This is a genomic window from Paenibacillus sp. 01T442 (assembly GCF_056398345.1).
In genome coordinates this window covers 49,888-67,749 of sequence record NZ_JBFTPF010000005.1, presented here as the reverse complement: position 1 = coordinate 67,749, position 17,862 = coordinate 49,888, and the positions used below count along the sequence as shown (strand labels likewise).

The window sequence follows — 17,862 nt, the reverse complement described above, 5'->3', positions numbered from 1 at the left end:
TGCGAATAGGCATCAATTTTACTGTTACCCAGCGTTTTCTCGCCAATTCACTCCAAAAGGTTGCACTTTCGCACTTATTCTTCCGCATTTACTCCTTGCCCTCAAAAAGGATGCTCTTTTGCATCTTTGAACACAGTACTCCCCACAGCAACACACTAAAACCCCGTCGTTGTGCCCCTCACTCATATCAACTAACTAAAAAAAACCTCCACCTCCACTTTTCAGTGGATTTGAAGGTTTTTCACTTATCTTATTTCATTTAAATTACGCTAACCATTGCTTCACTTTCGCTGAGAAGTTATTCAGCATCTCTTGTGAACCGAATTGGCCGCTGAAATCTTCAATACCAAGGTAACCATCGTAGCCAACTGCTTTCAAATCACCCAGCACTTGCTTCCAGTTCACGATACCCTCATCAATCGGTGTCCATCCGCTTTTCCAAAGCTTAATACCATCTTGCTCTTCACCTGAAAGTGTCCATGCCGCATTCTTAACATGCACATGTGCAAGGTAAGGTCCTAGCAATTCAAGACCCATACGGTGGTTCTCGAAGCCTTCATGCACCATGTTGCCCGCATCGTGAAGCACACCAATGTTCTCCGGTTTGAAACCAGATACGAGTCTATGCGCCAGACCAGCGCTCGCAGTGATCGTATTGTGATGCGTCTCCACCAAACCTTTAACGCCGTACTGCTGGGAAAGTTCTTGGACATGGTGAAGGTAGTCCACTGCTTTAGCAAACAAATCATTGTAGTTTTTGCTTTTATCGTAACCAGGTACGCCAACACGGATGAATGGCACGCCCATTTTTTGAGCTGCTTTAAACACATGCTCCGTTTCAGCAACATTGCAGTCATTCAAATAAGGTGTAATGCTCAGGTTCACAAGGTTCTCGTTCAGAGCTGCTTGCTTGAAGCGGTCTAGTTCTGCATCTGAAGCAGCCGGGTCAATGGAGCACAGATTGTTTCTCCAGAACGATGGCGTCTCTCCCACTGCGTCCGCAGGGATATCTTTGAAGCGCCACTCAATGCCAGTGATACCAGCAGCGGCAGCAGCTTTAGCAAGCTCTTCAGGTGTAAAGTCTGGTGTAGCGACAGTAAATACGGATAATTTCATATATAAGCCTCCTAAAAGTTTTTCGCTAGAAAAACTAGCATCGTAACATAAGCTTAGGTATTAGCAAGATCCCATTGCATGTTTATCTCTCCTATATTTTGCAGTATAATAAAAACGTATTCATTGCATTAATTGGGCAAAAGTTTGCTAATATTGACTCCAATCACAGAGGAGATCTTCACATGCAGGAAATGTACAAAAATCTCGATCGGCTGTTGACTTTCCGACACGCTGTAACTCATAATCCATTACCGTTGGACTTTCACCAGCATCAGGACCAATATGAAATCTATTTCTTCCTTACCGGCGATGTCCATTATTTCATTGAAAAGCAAGTGTATCCCCTACAGTACGGCGACCTGCTGATCATGCACAGCAATGAGCTTCATCGGCCTAATTTCCAATCGAAGAAACAACGCTACGAGAACGTGGTCATTCATTTCAATCCAGCGCTGCTGCAACATGTTAATTCTCATCAGTTCGACTTGTTGAACTGCTTCAATAATCGTGTTTTTGGTGAGCAAAATCGTATGAGACTGACGCCGCCGCAAATTGACGACATCATGAAACTTTATGATCGTATGGAAATGCATCGCCGCCCGCAAGCACTGCCAGGTTCAGAAATCCTATATTTTGCAACCTTTATTGAGCTGCTCGTTTTTATTAATCGAATCTTCCAGAATCAAGGGAAACAAGAAGAACAGGTCATGATGCCAGACAAGCTCTCCTCTCTCTTCACCTACATTGATGAAAATTTAGATCAGGACCTGTCGCTCGAGATACTCGAACAAGTCGTCTTCATGAATCGCTCCTACCTTTGCCGACTTTTCAAAAAGCATACAGGAAGCACCATTCACGAGCATATCCTGTTCAAGCGTATCGCCAGGGCCAAACATTTGCTGCGCGAAGGCTCCACCGTCACCGACACGTGCCAGCTTGCTGGCTTCAACGATTATTCAAACTTCATTCGGACTTTTAAAAAGGCCGTCGGCCTCCCCCCTCGTCAATACCAATCGCAGCAACGACGAGTGTAATAAGCAGCTGCTTGTCTTGGAAAATCCAATCCATACTTAGGAGTTGACCTTTGTGTCCCACAGTCCAATTGCATCCCCGCAAGGACTGGCGCTGGTTGCCAGAATCCGCGATTTTTGCACAAAACTGCCGGAAGTAGCAGAAAAGGTTGATGGCTTTGGCCACACCACCTTTCGTGTCAAAGACAAACCTTTTATTTTTATAGGTGATAGGGATACGCAAGTATCCACCTCGCTCAAAACGAACCTTACTACACAAGAGTTCCTCCTAGGCCAAGACAGCACAGCTTATACGAAGACGCCTTATATCGGCCAGCATGGCTGGGTTAGTATTATGAATATTGATCTTGTGCCATGGGCAGAGATCGAGGATTTGATCGTAGAAGGCTACGCAAGAACGGCACCTAAGAAGCTTGTCCAACAGTTGAAAGCCACCATGTCATAATCCCGTTGTTTATTACAAAAAAAGGTTGCCCAGGTCTCAAAGACTTGGGCAACCTTTTTAGTTATGCAGAACCTATTTCAGGTTCTCTGGATTTAATACAAGAAGCTCAGGCAATACGAAGATACCGTCTTTACGGATCAACACATCGTCAAACCAAATTTCGCCGCCACCATACTCAGGACGTTGGATATTCACCATATCCCAGTGCAACGAAGATTTGTTACCGTTGTAGGCATCATCATAACAATTGCCAGGGGTGAAGTGGAAGCTGCCGTCGATTTTCTCATCGAACAGAATATCTTTCATCGGGTGCTGAATATAAGGATTCACGCCGATCGCGAACTCACCTACATAGCGCGCACCTTCATCCATGTCGAAAATTTCATTGATACGATCCGTGTCATTCGCAGTCGCTTTGACGATTTTACCATTTTCGAAATGAAGCACCACATTCTCGAAAATAAAGCCATCATGCGGTGAAGGTGTGTTATATGAAATAACACCGTTTACCGAATCACGGACTGGTGCGGAGTACACTTCGCCATCTGGAATGTTCAGTTCGCCGTCGCATTTCACGCCGCCAATGCCTTTGATCGAGAACGTCAAGTCCGTACCTGGACCAACAAGACGTACTTTGTCTGTGCGATCCATAAGCTCTTTTAACGGATCCATCGCTTTGGACATTTTACCATAATCCATCGTACATACATTGAAATAGAAATCCTCGAACGCATCCGTACTCATACTCGCAAGCTGAGCCATCGAAGACGTTGGGTAGCGAAGAACAACCCATCTTGTATCCTTGATGCGAACATCGAAATGTACCTGTTGATAGTACACGGAATTGTACAACTTCATCCGATCAGCCGGAATATCCGACAGTTCATAAATGTTCGCGCCGCCGCGTACACCGATGTAACCGTTCATTTGTTTCATTTGGAAGGCATCTGCATCTGCCCATGTTTGCATTTGAGCTTCCGTACCGTTCATAACCAGCTCACGAATCACAGCATGATCGCGCAAGTTAACAAAAGGATGTGCACCCGCGGCATGAACCTTTTTGACGATTTCTTTCACAAGGGCAGAATCAATCCCATAAGCTTCAATTAAAATATTTTCACCTGGCTGTGCCTTAACTGAATAATTCACCAATACATCAGCAAGCTTAGTTAATCTAGGATCCAGCATGTGTTATCTCTCCTCTTCATTGGCGGGTTCGATGGGGTCAAAGCCTCTTTCATGTGTCTGAAAGCCGACCGTCGTCAAATAGAACCATTCCCCATTCTCCTCTTGCTCGGCATCTAGTTCATAAATAAGCGCACGGAATTTCCTCAACCATTCGGCATATTTCGCTTTACTCATTTTGACTTCAACCTGCGTCATGATAATCGGCCACTGGGATCGGTCTGGCGATGGAATTTGAAACGCCTCTTCAGGGGCATTAATCGCTCTGTTTCTAGCATGTCCAAGTACACTTAATGTACGTTCTCGGTAATAATTTTCTACCTCCGAAACATACGGGAGCAAGTTCTCTCCAGGCACAAAACCACGTGCTACGGCACGATAAAATTTTTGCACAATGCCATTCTTAAGCTCCGTACGAACAACGCAAATCAAATTATGACGTTCAAGCTCATTCAAATGATAATGCACCTTGGCACGCGCCATCCCTAACAACTTAGCCAACTGCTGACCTGTATAAGCTTTCTCTATGAGATATAGCAGTACTCTAGCGCGAAGTGGATCACTAATTGTTTTGAGTTGTTCGAGTTCTTCAATGATATAAACAGGCTGCAGTTTCATCGTGGATCCGACCTCCCTCTCCAGTACCAAGATTAACGAATGTACCCATGCTAGAACGAGTTTTACCTCGAAAAAGCCTTGCTACAAGCGCCTCTTGGTCTTCTTATAATCTCTTAAAGAGATTAATTAAACGACGGTCAAATCTTTTTAACCGTATCATAATGCTAAACAGAATCTATGTCAATTGCGGTTTCAGACTACCTAATAATTCAGTACGAGGCCTTTTTTCATGCGACATTTCACCGCTTTAAAGGATTACCGAAATTAAGCTTTCTACTATGGTAGCAAAAAGGGACGTTTCTGTCACCATTAAAGGTAGAAACGTCACCAATAAATTACCGAGCTAGGCTGTATGGCTCCATTCAATGGAGCTCTCTCATCTACGATTGTTTAAAACTAGTAATTTCAGGTGTACTTCAGATGACAGATAATGATTATTGTCAGTTGTTATTCATTAACCTGAGGCGGGAATGCGCTGTTCCACTATCAATTACTTAAACCGAATTCTTCGGCTAACAGAAAATGATTTTTGTCATTTGATAGCGCTGTGGTGGCGGAAGATGCAAATGAGGACCCGGAGGGCTACTCTATCAAATGCTCATAACCAGAAATTTCGAATTACAAAAAATGATTTTTGTCAGTTGTTACTCTTTAACCTGAGGCGGGGGTGCATTGTTCAACTTTCAATTATTTAAACCGAGTTCTTCGGCTAACAGAAAATGATTTTTGTCATTTGATAGCGCTATGGTCGCGGAAGGTACGTATAAGGACTCGGAGGGCTACTCTATTAAATGCTCATAACCAGCAATTTCGAATTACAAAAAATGATTTTTGTCAGTTGTTATTCATTGGCCTGAGGCGGGGATGCATTGTTCAACTTTCAATTATTTAAACCGAGTTCTTCAACTAACAGAAAATGATTTTTGTCAGTTGTTAGCGCGCTTTGGTGAATGAAGATATGAATGAGGGCCTGGAAGGCTACTCTATCAAATGCCCAGCAATTTCGAATTACAAAAAATGATTTTTGTCATTTGTTATTTGTTATTCATTAGCCTGAGGCGGGGGTGCATTGTTCAACTTCCAATTATTTAAACCGAGTTTTTCAACTAACAGAAAATGATTTTTGTCATTTGATAGCGCTGTGGTGGCGGAAGATGCAAATGAGGACCCGGAGGGCTGCGCTACGGGAAAAACAGCGTGCGCAACGCCGCTGCAGCTTCGCGCGGTGAGCGAGCACCCGCGATGGCGCTCACCACTGCCACGCCGTCCGCGCCTGCGCGGATGACGGCGCCTGCATTCGTGGCATCGATTCCCCCGATGCCCACAAGCGGCAGCTGGATGCCGCCTGCGCGCATCCGCGCTAGTACGGCAGGCCCCTGGACCTCACGCGCATCGAGCTTCGTGCGCGTGGCGTACTGGGGGCCTACACCAAGATAGTCGGCGCCTTCGGCCAGCGCCGACTGGGCTTCGCCCAGATCGTGGGCCGAGACGCCCACGATCATATTCGGCAGCCGCTCGCGCACCGCGGCGGCTGGGGCATCCTCTTGGCCGATGTGGATACCATCGGCCTCAAGCTCTAGAGCGAGCCGTTCATCATCGTTCACGATGAACGGGATCCCGCGCTGCGCGCAAAGGCGGCGCAGCCGTGCGCCCAGCGCGAGCAGCTCCGGCCCCTGCAGGGCGCCGGGGCCCTTCTCGCGCAGCTGAAACATCGTGATGCCGCCGTCGATGGCGGCTTCCAGCACTTCATACGGGTCAGCCCCGCCACAATTCGGGCTGCCCATCACCAAATACAAACGCAGAGCTTTACGCAGCTCTCCAGCACTCAACACGACACTCATCGCACACCTCGCATGGCCGTATCATTGGAATCAGCAGCTCGAACACCCTGCTGATACGCCCAATGATTCGTCGGTCCATGCCCGCTGCCGATATGTAAAGGCTCCGAAATCGCAGCGTGGATGAAGTTCTTCGCCAGCTGCAAAGACGCCTTAGTCGTAAGTCCCTGCGCCAACCCCGAGGTCAAAGCAGCTGCAAATGTGCAGCCTGTTCCATGCGTATGCTGTGTAACTAATCTTTTGGAGGTGAACTCCGTAAAGGAAACGCCATCATACAGCAAATCCGTCGCCTGCTCCGTATTCACTTCATGGCCGCCTTTGATCATCACATGCTTGCAGCCGTATGCATGAATTCGCAAAGCCGCTTTCTGCCGAGAGTCCCTGTCCGTAATCAATATCCCGCTAAGCGCCTCCGCTTCAGGAATATTCGGCGTCACCACATCAGCTAGGGGCAGCAAGGAATGAATCATCGCGTCAATCGCCTCTTGCTGCAAGAGCGAAGCTCCGCCCTTGGCGATCATCACCGGGTCTACAACGATTTGCTCCCATGCATACTTCTTAATCGCCGCCGCTACGATGCGAATAATTTCTCCGCTAAACAGCATTCCTGTTTTGAGTGCATCAGGTCGCAAATCTTCACCAATAGATGCCAGTTGGCGTTCGATTGCCTCTGCGCTTATTGGGTAAACCCCTTGCACACCTAGTGTATTCTGTGCGGTAACAGCCGTAATCACGGACATTCCGTACACGCCGAGTTCTTGAAATGTCTTCAAATCTGCCTGAATGCCCGCTCCACCGCCACTGTCCGAGCCGGCAATCGTCAATGCTTTGTAAATCGCCACGATACTCCCCCCTACTTACATTTTGCAACTATTTGTGCTAACGGTCACGACAGACGCTATTGTCGCCTATTTCACTATCTCCATAATCTAACGGACACGGCAGTCGTTATCGCAGCTGAATTTTCCAAATGAGCAAGAAAATCGACTGAATAACGACCTCTGTGTCCGTTAGCTTTTTAAAACTTCATCTATACACGAAATAACGGTTCCTGTGTCCGTTAGCCAAGGGAAGACCAAGACCAAGACCAAGACCAAGACCAAGACCAAGACCAGACCAGACCAGACCAGACCAAAACCAAAGCCAAAGCCAAAACCTAGAACTACACCCGGCTCAACCCATCCATCGGACTGCTCGCCGATGCATATCGCTTCTTCGGAATGCGCCCCGCTTCAAAGCCCGCACGTCCCGCTTCGATCGCGAGTTTCATGGCATAAGCCATTTTGACGGGATCCTTCGCTCCAGATACTGCTGTGTTCAGCAGCACACCGTCTGCTCCCATTTCCATCGCCAACGATGCATCAGAAGGCGCACCAATCCCTGCGTCCACGATGACCGGAACTGTCGCCTGCTCGATGATAAAGCTCAGATTCAACGGGTTAATGATTCCCTGCCCCGTGCCAATCGGTGATGCACCAGGCATAATCGCGTGTACGCCAAGTGCTTGCAAACGTTTGGCTAATAACACATCATCCGATGTATAAGGAAGTACGATAAATCCTTCCTCCAGCAGCATTTCCGACGCTTTCAGCGTTTCCACAGGATCGGGCAGCAGCGTCATTTCATCCCCAATAACTTCGACTTTGATCATGTCGCACAGGCCAGAAGCCTTAGCTAAACGTGCGATGCGGACGGCTTCTTCGGCTGTTTTGGCACCGGCTGTATTCGGCAGCAACGTGAAATTCGACGTGTCCAACATGGACAAGAAATTCGGCTGACTCGCCTCAAAAATGTTCATCCGACGAACGGCAAACGTCAGAATTTGGGACTCACTAATATCCACCGCTTGTTTTTGAATCTGAAAATCAGGAAACTTCCCCGTACCTAGCAACAGACGTGAACGAAACTCATATGGACCGATTTTTAACATATCTTTATCCTCCTCCAACGAAATGAACGATCTCAATTTTGTGACCTTCCGCAAGCTCAGCACCAGCGTGATCCTCTTTATGTAAAATGGCTGCGTTATGCTCAACCACGAGCATTTTGTCGCTTAGGTCGAAATGCGCAAGCAGCTCCACAACGGTCCTAATCGTATCGGGTACGTCAACCTGCTGACCATTAATGTGCAGTTTCAATGCTTATCAATTCCTTTCCTGTAGCTGAAAATATGTCTTGACCCTGCTGACTCACTCGCGTGGTCTTTGGCGAAAAATCCGGGCTGAAGGCATCCAGCCAAGGGGCTATCGCACTATTCCCTTGGTCTCCTCCGCCATCTCCGCCCAAAATCCAATCCGCCATCACCCTCCCGGTGATCGGGCTCAGCAGAATCCCGTTGCGGTAATGACCGCACGCTGTATACAAGCCCTCCACCGTCGGTACTTTGCCGATGTAGGGCAGCCCGTCGGCTGTCTGCGGGCGCAGCCCCGACCAAGCCTTCTCCCACTCTGCATCGCCGAGGGCGGGCATCAGCCCCCTCGCGCGATCCATCAGCTCGGCTAAGCCCGAGAGCGATACCTTGCGGTCATAGCTGTGCGGCACGACCGTCGCGCCGACCACCAGCCGTCCGCCGGCTTTCGGAACGATATAGCACCCTGGCGAGAACAGGGTTTTCTTCAGGAGCGGCTTCGGCGTCCTAACGGAGAAGCACTCGCCTTTCACGGGATACATCGGCAAGTCGATGCCGATGCCCGCTAGCAGCTGACCGCTCCACGTGCCTGCGGCGACGACCACGTGGTCGCTGTAGAGCGGACCAGCGGCCGTCAGCACKCCGATGACGCGCTCCTGCGCGGTCAGCAGCCCTTGCACCTGGGCGAACGGTTGCACCTTCGCCCCAAGCACCTGCGCCGCCTGCGCGAATGCCGCCGCCAGCAACGGAGCATCGACCTGCCCATCTTCGGGCAGGTACAGGGCTCCGCGCGTGGCTGCGCTCAGCGCGGGCTCTATAGCCGTGGCTTCAGCTGCGCTGAGCCACTGGGCTTTCTCGCCCGCGGCGCGCTGGAGCTTCTCCCGCGCGCGCAGCTCCTCCTCTTGAACGTCGCTGAGCGCGACGTTCAGCAAGCCCTCACGGACGAGACCGATGTCGATGCCCGTGAGTTCTCGAAGTTCCCCGCTCAGCTCGGGGAACATGGCACGGCTTTGGCGCGCCCATTGGAACAGGGCGCCGGTGTTTTCCATCTCGGACTGCGCACCGAGCATGCCTGCTGCCGCAGCAGAAGCTTCGGTGCTGAGTTGGCTGCGCTCTAGCAGTGTGACGAACTGCCCTCTTTTAGCCAAGTAATATGCGATGGATGTACCGATAACACCACCGCCAACGATGATGACATGGGATCTTGCTGCTGACATTTCGCTCACCTCTATTTAATGAAGCTCATCATGATAGGCCAGAACGGCTCCAAGGGGATCCGCTGCTTCCCATATTCCGCTCATCACCGCGATGCCGGATGCTCCTGCATCCAGAACGGACTTTACCCTTGCAGGTGTCATCCCGCCTATCGCAATCACCGGAATATTAACGTGATGAACTAATTGTCTTAACTGCTCCAAGCCCCTAGGCGGCACGCCCTGCTTAGAGTTGGTCGCAAAAATATGACCGAACATAAGATAATCAGCCCCTTCTTTTTCACGCCACATCGCCTCGTCTGCCTGATGCACAGAGACTCCGATGCGCTGTATCCCACGGCAAAACTCATCCTGAATAACAAGCGATGGCGTCGAGCCTGGAAGCTGAAGCCCCCCTGTTTGCAAGGCTAGAGCGATAGAGGGAAACCCGTTGACGTACAGTCTTTTGGCAGGAACCCCTTGCTCCAATAAGTACTGAACGCCGATAAACACTTCGTCCAAGGACTTCGTTTTCTCGCGAATATGAATCGCTGTGACATACGGGTGAATCTGCGCCGCAATCTTGGCGATCTCGGACCATGTATGCTTCCCGCCCGATATGACATGCAACTCTTTCTCCGACACCTACGGCCCACTTCCTCTCCACCAAACACCACTTGTCTTTACAGCACTATTCATCCCGACTTAGTAAGTAACACAAAAAAACCACTTTCCTCAGGAAAGTGGTTGTAGGCTGCCTCATCATAAACAGATATAAAATCGGCTCCAAAGCTCGTTCCACTTTCMTCCGCTGGCATAAACCAGATCAGGTTCAAAGGGTTCAGTCTACACTGTCTCAGCCTCTCGGCGCCCCTAGGGATTCATTCGTATGCAATTACTAAACATCATAGCATGACAGCCAACTCTTGGAAATAACAATTTTCCATTCATCTTACAGTCGACCTAGTCTTTCTCAGCTTGCTGAGAATTACGTCTCCTTATTGAAACCATTTCCAAAACTTCCCGTATAGAATATCAGTAAATCTTATATTAAGGGGTGTTTGCCATGGAACCATTTGTACTGCCAGAACCCGATCGACGAAGACCCTCTTCCCTTCCGCCAGGTTTGATGACCAAAATTGTTATCGGCCTTGTTATCGTTCTCGTCCTTATTTTTGGATCGTCCACCTTCTACACGGTACAGGAGCATGAGAAGGCGGCTATTTTAACATTAGGCAAATATACGACAGAGAAGGAAGCTGGGCTTCACTTTAAACTCCCTTTTCCTATTCAACAGGTGATTGTACTTCCTGCCAAAAAGACGCAACGGATCCAAATCGGCTTCCGTGAAGTAGGTGGCAAAATCACTCCCGTAGAAGAAGAAGCGATGATGATCACGGGGGATGAAAATATTTTATCCGCTGATGCCGTGGTGGAATGGAATATCAGTGACATGCGGAACTACTTGTACAATATTGATAATGCAGAACTATTCCTACGTAACTCGGCGAGTGCAGCGATTCGTTCCGTTATCGGCGCTACGGCGCTAGACTTTGCCATTACAGAAGGAAAAACCGAGGTCCAAGGCAAGGTCAAAGAACGATTGATTGAGATGCAGACGAAGTATCAAACGGGTATTCATATTGTCGATTTGAAATTCCAAGATATCGAGCCGCCAGCTGGCGATGTACAGAATGCTTTTAAAGATGTAACCAATGCGCGTGAAGAGAAAAATACGAAGATTAACGTGGCGACGAAATACGAAAATGATATCCTTCCAAGGGAGCGCGGTAACGCTCAAGCACTGCTTGAGAATGCAGAAGCTCAGAAGAAATCACGGATTTTGAATGCGCAGGGGGATGTGGCGAAGTTCAATGCCCTGTATGCGGAGTATGCCAATAATAAATCAGTAACAGAGAGCAGACTTATCATCGAGACGTTAGAAAAAATATTGCCGAATGCCAAAATTTTCATCAGCGACAGCACGGGCGAAACGGTCAAATATTTACCAATTAATGAGCTGTTGCGCACACCTGCTGCTGCAACTGGTACGACTGGAGGGACTGCGAAATGACCTTACAAAGCAAATGGATTATGAGATCCATCCTTGGTATCGTTGTCGTCATTTTGTTCCTGATTTCCATCTTTATTGTCAAAGAAGGCCAATACCGCGTCGTTCTCAAATTCGGAGAAGCCGTTCGTATCCAAACAGAACCTGGTATTCATTTTAAAATTCCATTCATTGAATCGGTTCGTACGCTTCCCAAATATCAGATGGTGTATGATAGCAAGCCTACTTCCATTTTGACCAAAGATAAAAAGCCGATCGAAGTTGATAACTATACGGTATGGCGCATTGATGATGCTCAGCAATTCTTGCGTACGATTCAATCGATCACTGGTGKGGAAGAGCGTATTGATGCCGCAGTGTACAACACCGTTAGACGGAAGTTATCGGAGATTAATTACAGCGATATCATTAGCGAAAACACCCAACGTGGTAACTTGAACGACGAGATTACGAAGGAAGTTTCCGAGTTAATGGAGCGCGATAACTACGGGATCCAAATCGTCGATGTGCGCATCAAACGCACGGATCTGCCGGATTCCAACAAGCAAAGCGTATATAAACGGATGATTTCTGACCGCCAATCTATTGCGGCGAAGTACTTGTCCGAGGGCGATGAGGAGTCCAAGAAAATCACCTCCAAAGCCGACAGACAGGCGAGTGAATTGATCGCGCAAGCGCAAGCAGATGCGAAGAAAATCGTGGCTGAAGGCGAGCAAGAAGCAGCTAAAATTTACAACTCCGCTTACGGCCAAGACCCTGCCTTCTACAATTTCTATCGTACGCTGGATAGTTACTTGGTGTCATTTAAAGGGGAACCGGTCATCATGCTGCCTATCGATTCGCCGTACACGAAAATTCTACTTGGTAAATAATATTGGTGAACGCCGTAAAGCATACACATCCTAGGATGTGTATGCTTTTTACTTTATTTCTCTAGCTGCGGAACTTGGTCACCCACTCCCCATCCGCCGGAATCACAACCTGCTCCAACAACCCTTCCACTACCAATCTCCCCCGCAAATCCGCTCGCGTCACATGACAGTGATTGATCGCATCCATGTGCAYGGCGACGATTTTCGTGAATGGTGCGTATCGGCATAGGCTTACCACGTCGTTCGCATCCATGGTGATGGGATCCCCCACTTCGAACTGTGCACCGCCTGCATTAACGACCGTCCAATCTGGCAGATGCGTCTCCAACGCTTGCTGTACGTCGTCACACCAAATCGTATCTCCCGCGAGATATAGGGTCGGCTCGTTCTCCGCTTTGAACACAAAGCCTGAAACCTGTCCCATCATCTTCCCAATCTCCCCAGTCCCATGCTGTCCACCTGTTCGGAACAAAGTTACTCCCTGTACTGTAAGTGACTCCTGAATGGCCGTTACCGACGTAAACCCTGCAGCCGTAAACGCTCCTTCATCCCCTGGTTGGCACAAGACAGGCGTTGTTTTCGGCAGTGCTTCCGCAGCTGGTCCATCCCAATGATCTCCATGCAGATGGGTCACGATAATCACGTCTGGCTGACCGATTTCCGCTATTGGAAATGGCAGAGGCACAAGTGGATTCCGTCTAGGATTGGCGGTATTCACAATCGGCGGATTGACCCCTGCGTCACTAAACATCGGATCTATTAGACATGTTATTCCAGCGTATTCCAGCCAAAGTGTGGCATGGCGAATCAATTGAAGCTTCATTTTCAAAGCACCTCTTATCTTCTAATTGTTGTTCTGCTACAATTGTAAAATAATTGGCGCATAACCCATACCATCTGCTGAAAAGAATAACCGATTTTCCATTTCATTGTGAAAGGAATTCAACAAGTGCTAAGCAACCCACCGATCGATGAGATCGATTTACGTATCTTACAGCATTTACTGCAAGATGCCACTCAGTCGCACAAAGCCATTGGTCAACAGGTACATCTAACTGGCCAAGCGGTCGGCGCACGTATACGTAAGCTCCAAGATCTCGGTATCATTACGGGTTACACCGTGAACTGGAATCCCGAGAAAATCGGGCAGGTCGTGCATGCGTTTATCGTTGTTTTTATGAAATCTAACACTGCTCATCAAGCTTTCCTCACATATATTCAACATCAAGAAAGTGTTGTAGAGACGCACCGTGTCAGCGGCGAAGGCTGCTACTGGATGCGAGTTCGCGTTCATACGCCACTTGAACTAAATGCATTTCTGGATGAGCTTCTCATCTATGGCAATTACAAAGTCAGTCTTTCCATCGGTCAAGTCAAATAGCAGCCTGCGCTTCAAGCTGGCCACGAAAGGATGTTCACCTAGATGCTGCCTCAGTTAAACCGTCAGTTAGAAAAGATTTTACCGCTAATCACACCCATTAGTGTTCTTATCGGGGTTCTACTCGGAAGTCACTTATCAGGATTTACTTATTTGTCGCCGTGGTTGTTTGCTTTCATGACTTTTTCGGGGAGTATCGCTTCGAGCTTCAAAGAGTTCATCAAGGTCGTCGTTCAACCACTGCCGCTTCTCACGACTTTGTTCATTTTGCATGTCGGGATGCCGCTGATCGCACTCGGACTGGGTCATGCTGTCTATAGTCACGAACCTCTGACGATTACGGGACTTATTTTGGCCGCAGCCATTCCAACAGGGATTACAAGCTTCGTGTGGGTAGCCATTTATCGAGGCAATATTGTATTAACGTTGTCGATCATCCTAATGGATACGATCCTTTCCCCCTTCGTCGTGCCGTATACGCTCTCTGTATTGGTTGGTACCAAAGTGCAGCTCGATACGTTTGCGATGATGAAAGGCTTGTTCTTCATGATCGTCGTTCCTTCTCTCATTGGGATGGGGCTGAATCAATGGACGCGGGGGAAAATTAAGGAGCAATGGGGAGGCCGTTTAGGTCCTTTTTCGAAAATATTCATKGGCGTCGTCGTTGCCATTAACAGCTCCGTCATCGCTCCGTATTTGCGTGACTTCAACGCAAAACTGCTCGGTTTGGCAGGCTTTGTCCTTGTCGTGGCCTCACTTGGCTACATGATCGGTTGGCTTGTCGCTAGATTGTTCCGCTGGGAACAAGATGTCGTGGTTGCCCTTACTTTTAACAGTGGTATGCGTAATATTAGTGCGGGCGCGGTACTCGCTGTAGCTTATTTCCCGCCACCCGTGGCGATCCCAGTTGTGCTTGGCATGCTGTTCCAGCAATCCCTTGCTTCCCTCTTCGGCTTTCTGCTGAATCGGAAATATGCCTTGAAAAGTGATACGCAAAGCTTACATGTTAATGGTGTTAAACAGATGTGAAAAAGACTGCTCAGCAATCGCTGGCAGTCTAAACGCTCCACCTTATTTCGAAAGGCGAGTAAACATCACATACGAATAAATAATCGGAATGAAGGAACTAATGACGATAGCGGCTATAAATATGCCGATTGCAATTGAACTCGTTAAAAACGCTGCAATGAAGGCAACAATGCCGCCAATCATCATCAGCGGACCTCCCAAACGATGTGTCTTTCTCCAAATTTCTTCGTTAGCGAGTGTCCATGGTGTCCGTATGCCGAACGTAAAGTTGGGCTTCACTTGTGTTAAAAAGTTCCCCATCACAGCAAACAGCACGCCCAGCAATATCATCGTTATTTTCTTAAAGTCCAGGCTGTAGCCCAAGTTAAAGACAATGATCGCCCAACCTACGATAGCTAAAAGAATCGTAACCCCGAACCGCGTCACCTCAAATGCTGCAGGAAATTTCTCGAAATTTGCTTTCTTCGGATCAATCGCTCTCATAGCCCGCATGAACAGCGGCAGCAGACCCAGCAGTACTAGCATGAGTAGCGACATTTCTTTGCTCATCGTCCCGTTCACTTCATTATTGACGCCAAAATGGCTCGCCATCGTGTCCGGAAGACGGTTATACAGAATGAAGCCCCCGATCGCTGGTGAAAGGCTAATCACAAGTAACAAAATCTCCTTCCATTTTTTCATGACGATTCCTCCTCATCTTTTTTGTTAAGTATGTTAAACATCCATCCGATGACGTCTTCAACAACCGTGGTGTGCAAGGTATACATGATATGTTGTCCCTGACGTTCATCCATCACCAATCCAGCCTGTTTAAGCAGGTTCAAATGATGCGATATGCTCGGCTTACTAATCTTGAAATGATCAGCAATATCGCCAGCATTCATACTCTTTTCTCGCAGCAGTTGCAAAATTTCACGACGAGTCGGGTCCGCCAGCGCTTTAAATGCCTCATTCAAATGGAAGTTCCTCCTTATTTAGATATTTATCTAAATGTATAATGAAATAATACCTCCTTTTTCTCCTCCTGTCAATTGGCATGTGCCTTCCTCTGTTTTGGCTATTAGGCGATGTAGGTTTATAATAGAAAAATCATACTTAACTTCACGCATCAGACAGGATGGTTCACATGAACGATAAAATTGTAATGCCCGTTTGGACAATCGGCTTGTTCATTGTGGTTATGAATACGACGATGTTCAACGTCTCGATTCCCAGTATTATTCAAGATCTTAATATCACGGCAGATCTCGGTTCTTGGGTCATCTCCAGCTATTCCATTGGCTATGCCTTATCTACGGTTATATACAGTAGACTCTCCGATGTGGTTCAGATTCGTAAACTGCTCACGGTAGGGCTTATTGTGCTCGGACTTTCCTCGGTGTTCGGACTGTTCGCAACGGAGTTCCACACACTGCTGGCGGCGCGTATTCTCCAATCCGCAGGCGCAGGAGTGATGGCTGGACTTGGATTGGTTCTCGCCAGTCGCTACATCCCGATTGAACGAAGAGGCTCAGCCATTGCAATGATCTCCGCTGGGAGCGCGATGGCCTTCGGACTCGGCCCGATCGTTGGCGGATTAATAAGTGAATACTTTGGCTGGAATGGGTTGTTCGCCATTACTTGCCTTGTTCTAGTCATTCTTCCCGTTCTCTTGCGCTTGCTTCCCAAAGAACAGCCTGTGCCGTTCCGATTTGACCTGCTAGGGGCGCTATTGACAGTCATCAATGCCGCGACCTTGCTACTCGCGGTCACACAAATTTCTGGCGTGTGGCTTGCCATTAGTGCCATTTCCTTCGGCATACATGTGTGGCATCTACGGCGATCAAGCGACACGTTCATTAATCCTGTATTGCTAGCGAATCCAGCGTTTCGGAAGCTTGTCGTCATTGGGTTCTGCATCTTGGTCCTGAACCTTGGGAATTTATTTCTAATGCCACTCGTTCTGGCCAAAGTGTTCCATCAATCCGCCATGACCATCGGTTTAACGATTGCGCCAGGAGCGATTCTGTCGGCGTTCTTAACCCGCTTCGTCGGCCGCTGGATTGATCGGTTCGGCAATCTGCGTTTTCTGCTCATCGGCCATGGAGTTTTATCGTTGGTGATGATCGCATTCTCGATATGGCTTGGTGCTTCACCGCTTGTCGTCATGATCGGTTATCTTTGTTTCTCTCCTGCTTTTTCCGCGACAATCGCATCGTTAAATAACGAGACTTCACGCATCTTGCCGAAGCATTTAATCGGCTCGGGCATGGGACTTATGCAGCTGATCCAGTTTTTTGGAGGATCCATGTCTGTCGCGATATGCGGTATTCTACTGGAGATCCAGCGGAATACGTCGCTTTTACTTTCGTACAAGCATGTGTATGGATTGTTAATTGTGGTTGGGCTTTGTTCACTGGGGATGCTGCTGTGGTATGGGCTGTCGAGGATACGGACGGGTGCCGAGGATGGCTCAGCGGCCAACTAGCGAGGGATACATGTTCCGTACATGGAGACAATACCGCCCAAGTATCGATCTAATCACAGTAGTCGTCTACCCTCGAAGGACTTGCACGCTATTACCTGGAAAATATACATCTATTTATGCTTAATTCCTTCGAAAACTTGATTTAACTGTAAATTATGTAGTTAAATTCCCTTCTTTTGGGCCGTATTAGGTAAAAATCTTATTATTACATGTAGGTTTTCCATCTATTCTGCGTTTGGTCGAACAATCGCGAAATTTAACTGTAGATTTTCCATCTAAATTCTCTGCCCCGTTGAGTAAAGGCACCTTCATTCCATTTTGGGAGTGATGGTGCCTTTTTGAGCGCGATGCTCGGAAGCAATCCTGCCCTCTTGATTGATCTCATGTACATAAATCTCAAATAACATTTCCACACACTTTTTTGGCCCTTTCGCACAACTTATTATCCATTTTATAGTAGAACATACTAGGTGATTGAAATAACCGACTAA

The 17,862-nt window shown here is 48.0% G+C and carries 19 protein-coding genes and 1 riboswitch; of the genes, 7 read left to right on the top strand and 12 right to left on the bottom strand.

The features are described from left to right. Positions 1–264 precede the first annotated feature (264 nt). Positions 265–1,116, bottom strand: a complete 852-nt coding sequence (locus tag AC1DLM_RS06860; RefSeq protein WP_441988206.1) for a sugar phosphate isomerase/epimerase family protein — start codon at positions 1,114–1,116, stop codon at positions 265–267. 182 nt (positions 1,117–1,298) lie between these two features. On the opposite strand from AC1DLM_RS06860, the gene AC1DLM_RS06855 reads away from it, so the two are divergent. Together AC1DLM_RS06855 and AC1DLM_RS06850 are read left to right on the top strand one after the other, a co-directional pair. After that, the gene (locus AC1DLM_RS06855) at positions 1,299–2,150 is read left to right on the top strand and encodes a helix-turn-helix domain-containing protein (RefSeq protein ID WP_441988205.1); all 852 of its coding nucleotides are present in this window, start codon (positions 1,299–1,301) and stop codon (positions 2,148–2,150) included. 52 nt (positions 2,151–2,202) lie between these two features. Beyond that, entirely contained in the window at positions 2,203–2,592 is a 390-nt protein-coding gene (locus AC1DLM_RS06850) for an MmcQ/YjbR family DNA-binding protein (RefSeq protein WP_477569509.1), read from the top strand. A gap of 72 nt (positions 2,593–2,664) precedes the next feature. On the opposite strand, the gene AC1DLM_RS06845 is transcribed toward AC1DLM_RS06850, so the two are convergent. The 8 genes from AC1DLM_RS06845 to AC1DLM_RS06810 form a co-directional block, all read right to left on the bottom strand. Beyond that, a complete protein-coding gene (locus AC1DLM_RS06845) occupies positions 2,665–3,780 on the bottom strand; it encodes an aminopeptidase (protein WP_171632293.1) in 1,116 nt (371 codons plus the stop codon). Positions 3,781–3,783: 3 nt separating this feature from the next. Then, positions 3,784–4,395 carry an ArsR/SmtB family transcription factor gene (locus AC1DLM_RS06840; protein WP_056608195.1) on the bottom strand — a complete coding sequence of 204 codons (612 nt, stop codon included), beginning with the start codon at positions 4,393–4,395 and terminating at the stop codon, positions 3,784–3,786. Between the two features lie 1,181 nt (positions 4,396–5,576). After that, positions 5,577–6,236 carry a thiamine phosphate synthase gene (gene thiE / locus AC1DLM_RS06835; RefSeq protein ID WP_477569508.1) on the bottom strand — a complete coding sequence of 220 codons (660 nt, stop codon included), beginning with the start codon at positions 6,234–6,236 and terminating at the stop codon, positions 5,577–5,579. Next, positions 6,233–7,075 carry a bifunctional hydroxymethylpyrimidine kinase/phosphomethylpyrimidine kinase gene (gene thiD, locus AC1DLM_RS06830; RefSeq protein ID WP_441988202.1) on the bottom strand — a complete coding sequence of 281 codons (843 nt, stop codon included), beginning with the start codon at positions 7,073–7,075 and terminating at the stop codon, positions 6,233–6,235. The genes thiE and thiD overlap by 4 nt, the downstream gene beginning before the upstream one ends. A 320-nt stretch (positions 7,076–7,395) precedes the next feature. Beyond that, complete coding sequence (locus AC1DLM_RS06825; RefSeq protein ID WP_056608186.1) at positions 7,396–8,163, bottom strand: thiazole synthase; 768 nt, start codon at positions 8,161–8,163, stop codon at positions 7,396–7,398. 4 nt (positions 8,164–8,167) lie between these two features. After that, a complete protein-coding gene (thiS, locus tag AC1DLM_RS06820) occupies positions 8,168–8,371 on the bottom strand; it encodes a sulfur carrier protein ThiS (protein ID WP_056608183.1) in 204 nt (67 codons plus the stop codon). Next, positions 8,355–9,578 carry a glycine oxidase ThiO gene (gene thiO, locus AC1DLM_RS06815; protein ID WP_477569507.1) on the bottom strand — a complete coding sequence of 408 codons (1,224 nt, stop codon included), beginning with the start codon at positions 9,576–9,578 and terminating at the stop codon, positions 8,355–8,357. Before thiO ends, thiS begins: the two co-directional genes overlap by 17 nt. A 15-nt stretch (positions 9,579–9,593) precedes the next feature. Then, positions 9,594–10,199: a thiamine phosphate synthase gene (locus AC1DLM_RS06810; RefSeq protein WP_441988200.1), complete on the bottom strand. Its 606-nt coding sequence runs from the start codon at positions 10,197–10,199 to the stop codon at positions 9,594–9,596. Positions 10,200–10,340: 141 nt separating this feature from the next. Continuing rightward, a riboswitch (TPP riboswitch) is annotated at positions 10,341–10,439 on the bottom strand. A gap of 181 nt (positions 10,440–10,620) precedes the next feature. On the opposite strand from AC1DLM_RS06810, the gene hflK reads away from it, so the two are divergent. Together hflK and hflC are read left to right on the top strand one after the other, a co-directional pair. Then, the gene (hflK, locus tag AC1DLM_RS06805) at positions 10,621–11,628 is read left to right on the top strand and encodes an FtsH protease activity modulator HflK (RefSeq protein ID WP_441988199.1); all 1,008 of its coding nucleotides are present in this window, start codon (positions 10,621–10,623) and stop codon (positions 11,626–11,628) included. Beyond that, positions 11,625–12,497: a protease modulator HflC gene (gene hflC / locus AC1DLM_RS06800; RefSeq protein ID WP_477569506.1), complete on the top strand. Its 873-nt coding sequence runs from the start codon at positions 11,625–11,627 to the stop codon at positions 12,495–12,497. Before hflK ends, hflC begins: the two co-directional genes overlap by 4 nt. Before the next feature lie 61 nt (positions 12,498–12,558). Here the strand turns inward: hflC and AC1DLM_RS06795 are convergent, their stop codons facing one another. Further along, positions 12,559–13,320 carry an MBL fold metallo-hydrolase gene (locus AC1DLM_RS06795; RefSeq protein ID WP_477569505.1) on the bottom strand — a complete coding sequence of 254 codons (762 nt, stop codon included), beginning with the start codon at positions 13,318–13,320 and terminating at the stop codon, positions 12,559–12,561. A 126-nt stretch (positions 13,321–13,446) separates the two neighbouring features. On the opposite strand from AC1DLM_RS06795, the gene AC1DLM_RS06790 reads away from it, so the two are divergent. Both AC1DLM_RS06790 and AC1DLM_RS06785 read left to right on the top strand, forming a co-directional pair. Next, entirely contained in the window at positions 13,447–13,878 is a 432-nt protein-coding gene (locus AC1DLM_RS06790; protein ID WP_171632277.1) for an Lrp/AsnC family transcriptional regulator, read from the top strand. A gap of 42 nt (positions 13,879–13,920) precedes the next feature. Next, positions 13,921–14,904 (top strand): bile acid:sodium symporter family protein, encoded by a 984-nt coding sequence (locus AC1DLM_RS06785; RefSeq protein ID WP_477569504.1) that lies wholly within the window; start codon positions 13,921–13,923, stop codon positions 14,902–14,904. A 42-nt stretch (positions 14,905–14,946) separates the two neighbouring features. Here AC1DLM_RS06785 and AC1DLM_RS06780 read toward each other — a convergent pair whose 3' ends face one another. Both AC1DLM_RS06780 and AC1DLM_RS06775 read right to left on the bottom strand, forming a co-directional pair. Continuing rightward, entirely contained in the window at positions 14,947–15,585 is a 639-nt protein-coding gene (locus AC1DLM_RS06780; RefSeq protein WP_441988195.1) for an SdpI family protein, read from the bottom strand. Beyond that, positions 15,582–15,860, bottom strand: a complete 279-nt coding sequence (locus tag AC1DLM_RS06775; protein ID WP_441988194.1) for an autorepressor SdpR family transcription factor — start codon at positions 15,858–15,860, stop codon at positions 15,582–15,584. Before AC1DLM_RS06775 ends, AC1DLM_RS06780 begins: the two co-directional genes overlap by 4 nt. 170 nt (positions 15,861–16,030) lie before the next feature. Here AC1DLM_RS06775 and AC1DLM_RS06770 point away from each other — a divergent pair, with 170 nt between their 5' ends. Then, the gene (locus AC1DLM_RS06770; protein ID WP_477569503.1) at positions 16,031–17,371 is read left to right on the top strand and encodes an MFS transporter; all 1,341 of its coding nucleotides are present in this window, start codon (positions 16,031–16,033) and stop codon (positions 17,369–17,371) included. The last annotated feature ends 491 nt before the right edge of the window (positions 17,372–17,862 follow it).

Bases quoted from the DNA above. Each gene is read 5' to 3' on its own strand.
- AC1DLM_RS06860 (WP_441988206.1), bottom strand. From the start codon at position 1,116: ATGAAATTATCCGTATTTACTGTCGCTACACCAGACTTTACACCTGAA.
- AC1DLM_RS06855 (WP_441988205.1), top strand. From the start codon at position 1,299: ATGCAGGAAATGTACAAAAATCTCGATCGGCTGTTGACTTTCCGACAC.
- AC1DLM_RS06845 (WP_171632293.1), bottom strand. From the start codon at position 3,780: ATGCTGGATCCTAGATTAACTAAGCTTGCTGATGTATTGGTGAATTAT.
- AC1DLM_RS06840 (WP_056608195.1), bottom strand. From the start codon at position 4,395: ATGAAACTGCAGCCTGTTTATATCATTGAAGAACTCGAACAACTCAAA.
- thiE (WP_477569508.1), bottom strand. From the start codon at position 6,236: ATGAGTGTCGTGTTGAGTGCTGGAGAGCTGCGTAAAGCTCTGCGTTTG.
- AC1DLM_RS06825 (WP_056608186.1), bottom strand. From the start codon at position 8,163: ATGTTAAAAATCGGTCCATATGAGTTTCGTTCACGTCTGTTGCTAGGT.
- hflK (WP_441988199.1), top strand. From the start codon at position 10,621: ATGGAACCATTTGTACTGCCAGAACCCGATCGACGAAGACCCTCTTCC.
- AC1DLM_RS06780 (WP_441988195.1), bottom strand. From the start codon at position 15,585: ATGAAAAAATGGAAGGAGATTTTGTTACTTGTGATTAGCCTTTCACCA.
- AC1DLM_RS06770 (WP_477569503.1), top strand. From the start codon at position 16,031: ATGAACGATAAAATTGTAATGCCCGTTTGGACAATCGGCTTGTTCATT.